Origin of the sequence: Burkholderia sp. E168m22 (assembly GCF_001319805.1) — a bacterium.
Classification (GTDB): Bacteria; Pseudomonadota; Gammaproteobacteria; order Burkholderiales; family Burkholderiaceae; genus Burkholderia; species Burkholderia orbicola.
This window is the reverse complement of record NZ_BBSK01000046.1, coordinates 38,006-47,003: the sequence shown is the minus strand read 5'-3', so window position 1 is coordinate 47,003 and position 8,998 is coordinate 38,006. Positions and strand designations below refer to the sequence as shown.

The window sequence follows — 8,998 nt, the reverse complement described above, 5'->3', positions numbered from 1 at the left end:
CTGCTGCTGAACGCGATGGCCGGCTTCGACGAGCGCGACTCGACGAGCCTCGAGCGCGACGATGAAGACTTCACGCGCCACCTCGGCCAGCCGTGGGCCGCCGGCAACGACGCGGGCAAGCCGCTCGCGGGCCTGCGCATCGGTTTGCCGAACGAGTATTTCGGCGCGGGCCTCGCCGACGACGTGCGCGCGACGATCGACGCGGCCCTCAAGCAATACGAGGCGCTCGGCGCGACGCTCGTGCCGGTGTCGCTGCCGAAGACGGAACTGTCGATCCCCGTGTACTACGTGATCGCCCCGGCGGAAGCGTCGTCGAACCTGTCGCGTTTCGACGGCGTGCGCTTCGGCCACCGCGCCGCGCAGTACGGCGATCTGCTCGACATGTACAAGAAGTCGCGCGCCGAAGGCTTCGGGCCTGAAGTGAAGCGCCGGATTCTGGTCGGCACCTACGTGCTGTCGCACGGTTACTACGACGCGTACTACCTGCAGGCGCAGAAGATCCGCCGCATCATCGCGAACGATTTCCAGGAAGCGTTCAAGTCCTGCGACGTGATCATGGGCCCGGCGTCGCCGACGGTCGCATGGGATCTCGGCGCGAAGGGCGACGATCCGGTGCAGATGTATCTCGCGGATATCTACACGCTGTCGGTGAGCCTCGCGGGCCTGCCCGGCATGAGCGTGCCGTGCGGCTTCGGCGCGGGCGCGAACGCGAAGCGCCCGGTCGGCCTGCAGATCATCGGCAACTATTTCAACGAAGCCCGGATGCTGCAGGTCGCCGACGCGTTCCAGCGCGCGACCGACTGGCACAAGCAAGTTCCGGCAGGGGTGTAAGCACATGGCTACTCAGTGGGAAGTCGTTATCGGTCTCGAGACGCACGCGCAACTGTCGACCGTCTCGAAGATTTTCTCGGGCGCATCGACGCAGTTCGGCGCGGAGCCGAACACGCAGGCGTGCCCGGTCGACCTGGCGTTGCCGGGCGTGCTGCCGGTGCTGAACCGCGGCGCGGTCGAGCGGGCGATCCGCTTCGGCCTCGCGATCGGCTCGACCATCGCGCCGCGCAGCATCTTCGCGCGCAAGAATTATTTCTACCCCGATCTGCCGAAGGGCTATCAGATCAGCCAGTACGAGATTCCGGTCGTGCAGGGCGGCCAGATCACGATCCAGGTGCCGGCCAACGAGAAGGCCGGCAAGCCGGCGTACGAGAAGACGGTCAACCTGACCCGCGCGCACCTCGAGGAAGACGCGGGCAAGTCGCTGCATGAAGACTTCGCCGGCATGACCGGCATCGACCTGAACCGCGCGGGCACGCCGCTGCTCGAGATCGTCACCGAGCCGGAAATGCGCAGCGCGGCCGAGGCCGTGGCCTATGCGAAGGCGCTGCACGCGCTCGTCGTGTGGCTCGGCATCTGCGACGGCAACATGCAGGAAGGCTCGTTCCGCTGCGACGCGAACGTGTCGGTGCGACCGGTCGGCCAGGAGAAATTCGGCACGCGCGCGGAAATCAAGAACCTGAACTCGTTCCGGTTCCTCGAGGAAGCGATCAACTACGAAGTGCGTCGCCAGATCGAGCTGATCGAGGACGGTGGCGAAGTCGTGCAGGAAACCCGCCTGTACGACCCGGACAAGCGCGAGACGCGTTCGATGCGCAGCAAGGAAGACGCGCACGATTACCGCTACTTCCCCGATCCCGACCTGATGCCGCTCGTGATCGGCCGGGACTGGGTCGAGCGCGTGCAGTCCGGCATGCCGGAGCTGCCGGCCGCGATGCAGCAGCGCTTCGTCGACGAGTACGGCGTGTCCGCGTACGACGCGGGCGTGCTGACGTCGAGCAAGGCGATGGCCGCGTACTTCGAGTCGGTGGTCGCGAAGGCCGGCGCAGCGAATGCGAAGATCGTCGCGAACTGGCTGATGGGCGACGTGTCGTCGCAACTGAACCGCGACGGCATCGAGATCGACGCGATTCCGGTGTCGGCCGCGCAGCTCGCGCTGTTGCTGCAGCGCATCGCCGACGGCACGATCTCGAACAAGATCGCGAAGGAAATCTTCGCGACGATCTGGGACGAGAAGGCGACCGACGAAGGCGCGGCCGACCGCATCATCGACGCGAAGGGCCTCAAGCAGATCTCCGACACCGGCGCGCTGGAAGCGATCATCGACGAAGTGCTCGCGGCGAACGCGAAATCGGTCGAGGAATTCCGCGCCGGCAAGGAAAAGGCGTTCAACGCGCTGATCGGCCAGGCGATGAAGGCGACCAAGGGCAAGGCCAATCCGCAGCAGGTCAACGAACTGCTGAAGAAGAAGCTCGGCTGAGCATGCGCGCGCGTCTGAACCGCGCTTGACGACGGGCCGCTCCGAACCAGTTCGGGGCGGCCCGTCGCGTTTGGTGGATGCGTTATCGTATGCACCACACCGTCCAACGGAGGAACGAATGGCGAAACAACCGTCGCTCGACGATTTCCGCGTGCCCTACAGCACGCGCGAGAAGGAAGCCGCCGCATTCAAGCTCGACGCGTTCGACCCTGGTGCGAAGCCGTTTTCGTCCGGCTCGAAGGAGGCCGACCGCGAACGGCTGTCGGTCGTGTCGACCGAGCTCGACGTGCAGCAGGAGCGCTTGCACACGCAGCAGAAGAAGCGCGTGCTGCTCGTGCTGCAGGGAATGGACACGAGCGGCAAGGACGGCACCGTGCGCGCGGTGTTTCGCGAAGTCGACCCGCTCGGCCTGCGCATCGTGCCGTTCAAGGCGCCGACGCCGATCGAGGCCGCGCACGACTTCCTGTGGCGCGTGCATGCGCAGGTGCCGGCGGCGGGCGAGCTCGCGATCTTCAACCGCAGCCACTACGAGGACGTGCTGGTGCCGCGCGTGCTCGGCGCGATCGGCGACAAGGAGTGCGAGCGCCGCTACCGGCAGATCCGCGATTTCGAGACGATGCTGTTCGAGAACGGCACGACCATCATCAAGTGCTTCCTGCACATCTCGAAGGACGAGCAGCGCGCGCGGCTGCAGGCGCGCATCGACGACCAGACCAAGCACTGGAAATTCGACATCTCCGATCTCGACGCGCGCAAGCACTGGGACGCGTACCAGTCCGCATACCGCGACGCGCTCGCCGCGACGTCGGCCGAGCATGCGCCGTGGTACGTGATCCCGGCGAATTCGAAGACGCACCGCAACGTGATGATCGCCGAGCTGCTGCTGCGCACGATGACCGACATGAAGCTGGAATTCCCGCCGCCGAAGCCCGAGCTCGAAGGCGTGAAGATCCGTTAAGCTGCCCCCCTGTAAAAACATCGAACTGAACGGAACCCGACATGATGCGAGTGATTACCGCCAACCTGAATGGCATCCGCTCCGCCGCGAAGAAGGGCTTCTTCGACTGGCTCGGCGAACAGAACGCCGATTGCGTATGCGTGCAGGAAATCAAGGTGTCGGCCGACGACCTGCCGGCCGAATTCGTCGAGCCGCACGGCTTCAAGAGCTATTTCCACCACGCCGAGAAGAAGGGCTACAGCGGCGCGGGCGTGTACAGCCGCCGCGAGCCCGATGACGTGATCATCGGTTTCGGCAGCAGCGAGTTCGATCCCGAAGGGCGCTACGTCGAGGCGCGCTACGGCAAGCTGTCGGTCGTGTCGGTGTACGTGCCGTCCGGTTCGAGCGGCGAGGAGCGCCAGCAGGCGAAGTACCGCTTCATGGCCGAATTCATGCCGCACCTCGCGGCGCTGAAGAAGAAGCGCGAGGTGATCCTGTGCGGCGACGTGAACATCGTCCACAAGGAAATCGACATCAAGAACTGGAAGAGCAACCAGAAGAACTCGGGCTGCCTGCCGGAAGAACGCGAGTGGCTCACGAAGCTGTTCGACGACGTCGGCTACGTCGACGTGTTCCGCACGCTCGATCAGCGCCCCGAGCAGTACACGTGGTGGAGCAACCGCGGCCAGGCGTACGCGAAGAACGTCGGGTGGCGGATCGATTACCAGATCGCGACCCCGGGCGTGGCCGGGACCGCGAAAAGCACATCGATCTTCAAGGACATCAAGTTCAGCGATCACGCGCCGCTGACGATCGACTACGACTACCAGAAGTGATGCGCTGGGTGGCGCCTGGCGCGTAGCCGGATGACGCGATGACGCAAAACGGGCCGCATGTCGAACATGCGGCCCGTTTCGTTTGGCGCGGCTTACTGCTTGAGCGACGCCATATCCACCACGAACCGGTACTTCACGTCGCTCTTCAGCATCCGCTCGTAGGCGGCGTTGATCTGCTGCATCGGAATCGTCTCGATATCGGACGTGATCCCGTGCTCCGCGCAGAAGTCGAGCATTTCCTGCGTTTCCGCGATCCCGCCGATCAGCGAGCCCGCGAGGCGGCGGCGCTTGAAGATCAGGTTGAACACCTGCGGCGACGGATGGTCGTGCTCCGGCGCGCCGACGAGCGTCATCGTGCCGTCGCGCTTGAGCAGGTGCAGGAACGGGTTCAGGTCGTGCTGCGCGGCGACCGTGTTCAGGATGAAGTCGAAGCTGTTCAGGTGCGCGTTCATCTGCGCTTCGTCCTTCGAGATCACCACTTCATGCGCGCCGAGCCGCTTGCCGTCCTCGATCTTCGACGGCGACGTCGTGAACAGCACGACGTGTGCGCCCATCGCGCGCGCCAGCTTCACACCCATGTGGCCGAGGCCGCCGAGACCGACGATGCCGACCTTCTTGCCGGGGCCGACGTTCCACTGCCGCAGCGGCGAGTAGGTCGTGATCCCCGCGCACAGCAGCGGCGCGGCGCCGGCCGGGTCGAGCGTGTCCGGCACGCGCAGCACGAACGCCTCGTCGACGACGAGCTGCGTCGAATAGCCGCCGTACGTGATGTCGCCCGTCACGCGGTCCTGGCCGTTGTAGGTGCCGACGAAGCCGTTCTCGCAATACTGCTCGAGGCCTTCTTCGCAGCTCGCGCAGGTGCGGCACGAATCGACGAGACAGCCGACGCCGACCAGCTCGCCGACCTTGAAGCGCGACACCTGCGGGCCGGTCGCGGTTACGCGGCCGACGATTTCATGGCCCGGCACGACCGGGTAGATCGTGTTGCGCCATTCGTTGCGCGCCTGGTGAAGATCGGAGTGGCAGACGCCGCAGTAGAGGACGTCGATCTGGACGTCGAGGTCGCGCAGCGCGCGACGCTGGAATTCGAACGGGGCGAGCGGCGATTGCGAATCGGTCGCCGCGTAGGCATAGGTCGTGCTCATGCAAAGGCTCCTTGTCCGGAAAAGATCCGGCGAAACAGACTGCCGTCGCATCATGTGGCGATGCGGCGAGACAGGTGCCTATCGTAAGGAGCGCACCGCCGCGGCGAAATACATGAAGGTCTGGAAGATTTGCCTATTCCTCTTGAATTGCGCGCGAACGCCCGTCAAAACGCGTTCAAGGTGCTAAATTGCGAGCCAGATTCTCTTGCCGGACAGGACCACGCAGATGAGCTTCCAGCCCCTTTTTGCCGACTCGGGCGACCGCGTGCAGCGCCGCATGATCGAGCTGCACACGCGCCTCGCGCCGAACGAGGGCGACACGCTCGCGGCGCTCGACGGCGTGCGCTTGCTCCGCGTGAGCCGTCCCGCGCCGCGCATGCCCGTGCTGTACGAGCCGAGCATCATCGTCGTGTGCCAGGGTCGCAAGCTCGGCTATCTCGGCGACCGCTCGTTCGTGTACGACGCGCAGCAATACCTGGTGCTGTCGGTGCCGCTGCCGTTCGAATGCGAAACCTTCGCGAGCATGGACGAGCCGTTTCTCGCGATCTCGATCCGCGTCGATCTCGCCGTGATCGCCGAGCTCGCGATCCTGCTCGACGAGACGCTCGGCGCGGCGATCAGCGAGCCGCTCGGCGTCTATTCGACGCCGCTCGACGCGCCGCTGGCCGATGCGGTCGTGCGGTTGCTCGAAGCACTCGCGTCGCCGCACGACACGCGCGTGCTGGGGCCGGCGATCATGCGCGAGATCGCGTATCGCGTGCTGACCGGCGAGCAGGGCGACGCGATGCGCGCGGCGCTCGTGCAGCAGCATCATTTCGGCCGCATCGCGAAGGCGCTGCGGCGCATCCATGCGGAGCTGAGGGCCGATCTCGACGTCGAGACGCTTGCCCGCGAAGCCGGGATGAGCCTCGCGGTGTTTCACGCGCAGTTCAAGCACGTGACGGCGACGTCGCCGATGCAGTACGTGAAGACCGCGCGGCTGCACCAGGCGCGGCTGATGATGGTGCGCGACGGACTGGGCGCCGGCGCGGCAGCCGCGCGGGTCGGCTATGCGAGCGCGTCGCAGTTCAGTCGCGAGTTCAAGCGGCTGTTCGGCCGCAGCCCCGCGGATGATGTGCGCTGGATGCGTGACAGCGGGGTGCGCCCGGCGATGGCCGACGCGGACGCATAGCGTCCCGGGTCTCGCGCGGCGGCTCAGCGCCGCACGATCTTGCGCCGCTGCGCGCTGATGCCCGCATAGTCGGGCAGCGATTCGACGCGTTTGCCCGTCGCCTTCGCGTACAGCGGCATCAGGTCCGGCAGCCGGTTCAGCAGATCCTGGCGGCGCGCGGCGCTGTACGGGTGCGTGTAGATGAAGCCCGACGCCTTGTTCGCGCGCGTCGCGACCGCGAGCTTGTCCCACAGCGTGATCGCCGCGCGCGGATCGAAGCCCGCGCGTGCGGCGATGTCGCCGCCGATCACGTCGGCTTCGGTTTCGTCGGTCGGATCGTAGTGGAGCGACTGCAGACGCTCGCCGAGATTCAGCGCCTGCGGCAGCGGATCGCCGACGCCGAACAGCGGCGGCAGCGCGGCCGCGCGCAGCGACGTCTGCGAGGTCACGCTGAAGTTGCTGCGCGCGTGTTCGCGCAGCGCATGCGCGATGCCGTGCGCGAGCAGCACGCCGAGTTCGTCGTCGTTCAGGCGTACGCGGTCGAGCATGCCGCCGTACACCAGCACCTTGCCGCCCGGCAGGCAAGTCAGGCGGATGTCGCGCGAGCGGATCGCGTTGACGTCCCACGCCCAGCTTTTCACGCGGTCGTTCCACTTCACCGAATACGGCGCGAGCTTCGCGACGATCGCGCGCAGGCGTTTCACGCGCGGCTGGTTCGCGGGCAGCAGGCGGTTGCTGTCGGCGGCCGTCTGCACGATCTGCGCGTATTCGTTCGCGGTGAGCTGTTCGAGCAGCGGCGACGGGATCAGCGTGCGGAACGCGATCGCGTTGCCGTAGCGGACCTGCTGCGGCGTCGGCGTATAGGCCTTCGCCGGCACCGCGGCGCCGGTCGGCTGCGCGCCTTCGGCGGCGGACGGCGGGACGGGCGCGGCAGACGTGGCGGGGGCGGGCGGCGTCGCCTGCGCGGCGGCCGGTGCGGAGCCCGCAGCCGTCGCGCCGATGTCGGTCGCGTGCGCACTCGTCGCGGTGAATGCCGCGGCGCCGACGCTCAACGCAGCCGTCACGCGTGCGAGACGATGCAGGCGGTTACCGCGCACGGCTCGCCTCGCCGTCGCGCGCGGCACCGTTCCATGGCGCGATCCTGAACAGCAGCAGCATGCCGGGAACCGCGAGCGCGGTGCACACGATGAAATAGTCGTACCAGCCGATCTTCGCGACGACGAAGCCGCTCGCGGCCGATGCGAGCGTACGCGGCACCGACGCGAGGCTCGTGAACAGCGCGAACTGCGTGGCCGTGTAGCGCGGGTCGGTCGTGCTCGCGATATATGCGACGAACGCGGCCATCGTGAGGCCGGTCGTGAAGGTTTCGAAGCCGTAGACGAGCGCGAGCGCGACCGTCATCGGGCTCAGCTTCGGCGTGATCTCGATACCGAACACCGACATGAACGACGCGAGCGCGTGGCTGGCCGCGACCGTGAAGTCGTACAGCATCGCGAGCACCGGCGAGCCGGGGCCGAGCTGCGCGAGCCACGCGAAGCCGAGCGTCGACACCATCTGCAGCGCGCCGAAGATCCACAGCCCGCGGCCGATGCCGATCTTCACGAGCCAGATGCCGCCGATGATGCCGCCGGCGACGCTCGCGACGAGCGCGGTGGTCTTCGCGACGATGCCGATCTCGGTGCGCGAGAAGCCGATGTCGAGGAAGAACGACGTCGACAGCGTGGTGGCCATCGTGTCGCCGATCTTGAACAGGAAGATGAACGCGATGACGAGCAGCGCGCCGGCCCAGCCGTCGCGCTGGATGAATTCGCGGAACGGCAGCACGATCGCGTCGCGCAGGTTGCGCGGCGGCGTGCCGACCACTTCCGGCTCGCGCACGACGAGCGTCATCAGGATGCCCGGCAGCATGAACGCGCCGGTGATCGCGAATACCGCGTCCCACGGCAGGTGGTCGGACAGGATCAGCGCGAGCGAACCGGGAATCAGCGCGGCGAGCTTGTACGCGTTCACGTGCACCGCGTTGCCGAGGCCCTGCTCGGTGTCGCGCAGCAGCTCGCGGCGATACGCGTCGATCACGATGTCGGCGCTCGCGCCGAAGAATGCGACGAGCGTGGTGAGCGCGGCGACCGTCCAGATCGAGTCGCGCGGCGACACGAAGCCGAGCGCGGCGATCGCGCCGGCGACCAGCAGCTGCGTGAGCAGCAGCCAGCCGCGCCGGCGGCCCGGCCGCCAGCCGGGCAGGCGCGGGATGTAGCGGTCCATCAGCGGCGCCCACAGGAACTTCCACGTATACGGGAACTGGATCAGCGCGAACAGGCCGATTTCCTTCAGGTTTACACCCTCGGAGCGCAGCCATGCCTGCACGAGGTAGACGAGCGTGAAGAGGGGCAGCCCCGACGTGAAGCCCAGGAACACGCAGATCAGCATGTGCGTGTTCAGATAGGCGCGCCAGCCGGGGTGATCCTCGTGAGCGGTGAGTGCGGGCGCCTCGTGTGGCGTTTTCGACATGGACAGGAACTGGGTAGCGTTGACTGACGGCGGCGGCAGCGCAGGCGGCGCGCACGGCGCAGGAGGGGCGGCCGCGCGCGTGGGCGGGCCGGATCTTCCGTCAACGGCTCC

Annotated in this window: 8 protein-coding genes; 5 read left to right on the top strand and 3 right to left on the bottom strand. The window is 66.9% G+C overall.

Going from position 1 to position 8,998, the window contains the following annotated elements:
• From AP428_RS13145 to AP428_RS13130, 4 genes are all read left to right on the top strand, one after another.
• Positions 1-831 (top strand): amidase (locus AP428_RS13145; RefSeq protein ID WP_269434012.1); only part of this gene is annotated, 831 nt, incomplete at its 5' end.
• 4 nt (positions 832-835) lie between these two features.
• Positions 836-2,311, top strand: a complete 1,476-nt coding sequence (gatB, locus tag AP428_RS13140) for an Asp-tRNA(Asn)/Glu-tRNA(Gln) amidotransferase subunit GatB (RefSeq protein ID WP_006477480.1) — start codon at positions 836-838, stop codon at positions 2,309-2,311.
• 118 nt (positions 2,312-2,429) lie between these two features.
• The gene (locus tag AP428_RS13135) at positions 2,430-3,269 is read left to right on the top strand and encodes a PPK2 family polyphosphate kinase (protein WP_011546473.1); all 840 of its coding nucleotides are present in this window, start codon (positions 2,430-2,432) and stop codon (positions 3,267-3,269) included.
• A 41-nt stretch (positions 3,270-3,310) separates the two neighbouring features.
• Positions 3,311-4,084: an exodeoxyribonuclease III gene (locus AP428_RS13130; protein ID WP_006477482.1), complete on the top strand. Its 774-nt coding sequence runs from the start codon at positions 3,311-3,313 to the stop codon at positions 4,082-4,084.
• 92 nt (positions 4,085-4,176) lie between these two features.
• On the opposite strand, the gene AP428_RS13125 is transcribed toward AP428_RS13130, so the two are convergent.
• Positions 4,177-5,229 (bottom strand): NAD(P)-dependent alcohol dehydrogenase, encoded by a 1,053-nt coding sequence (locus tag AP428_RS13125; RefSeq protein ID WP_011546472.1) that lies wholly within the window; start codon positions 5,227-5,229, stop codon positions 4,177-4,179.
• A 226-nt stretch (positions 5,230-5,455) separates the two neighbouring features.
• Between AP428_RS13125 and AP428_RS13120 the strand changes: the two genes are divergently transcribed.
• Complete coding sequence (locus tag AP428_RS13120) at positions 5,456-6,400, top strand: AraC family transcriptional regulator (RefSeq protein ID WP_011694440.1); 945 nt, start codon at positions 5,456-5,458, stop codon at positions 6,398-6,400.
• A gap of 23 nt (positions 6,401-6,423) precedes the next feature.
• Here AP428_RS13120 and AP428_RS13115 read toward each other — a convergent pair whose 3' ends face one another.
• Entirely contained in the window at positions 6,424-7,476 is a 1,053-nt protein-coding gene (locus AP428_RS13115) for a M48 family metallopeptidase (protein WP_011546470.1), read from the bottom strand.
• Positions 7,466-8,887 carry an AmpG family muropeptide MFS transporter gene (locus tag AP428_RS13110; RefSeq protein WP_011546469.1) on the bottom strand — a complete coding sequence of 474 codons (1,422 nt, stop codon included), beginning with the start codon at positions 8,885-8,887 and terminating at the stop codon, positions 7,466-7,468. The genes AP428_RS13115 and AP428_RS13110 overlap by 11 nt, the downstream gene beginning before the upstream one ends.
• Positions 8,888-8,998 lie beyond the last annotated feature (111 nt).

Bases quoted from the DNA above. Each gene is read 5' to 3' on its own strand.
- gatB (WP_006477480.1), top strand. From the start codon at position 836: ATGGCTACTCAGTGGGAAGTCGTTATCGGTCTCGAGACGCACGCGCAA.
- AP428_RS13125 (WP_011546472.1), bottom strand. From the start codon at position 5,229: ATGAGCACGACCTATGCCTACGCGGCGACCGATTCGCAATCGCCGCTC.
- AP428_RS13130 (WP_006477482.1), top strand. From the start codon at position 3,311: ATGATGCGAGTGATTACCGCCAACCTGAATGGCATCCGCTCCGCCGCG.
- AP428_RS13110 (WP_011546469.1), bottom strand. From the start codon at position 8,887: ATGTCGAAAACGCCACACGAGGCGCCCGCACTCACCGCTCACGAGGAT.
- AP428_RS13120 (WP_011694440.1), top strand. From the start codon at position 5,456: ATGAGCTTCCAGCCCCTTTTTGCCGACTCGGGCGACCGCGTGCAGCGC.
- AP428_RS13135 (WP_011546473.1), top strand. From the start codon at position 2,430: ATGGCGAAACAACCGTCGCTCGACGATTTCCGCGTGCCCTACAGCACG.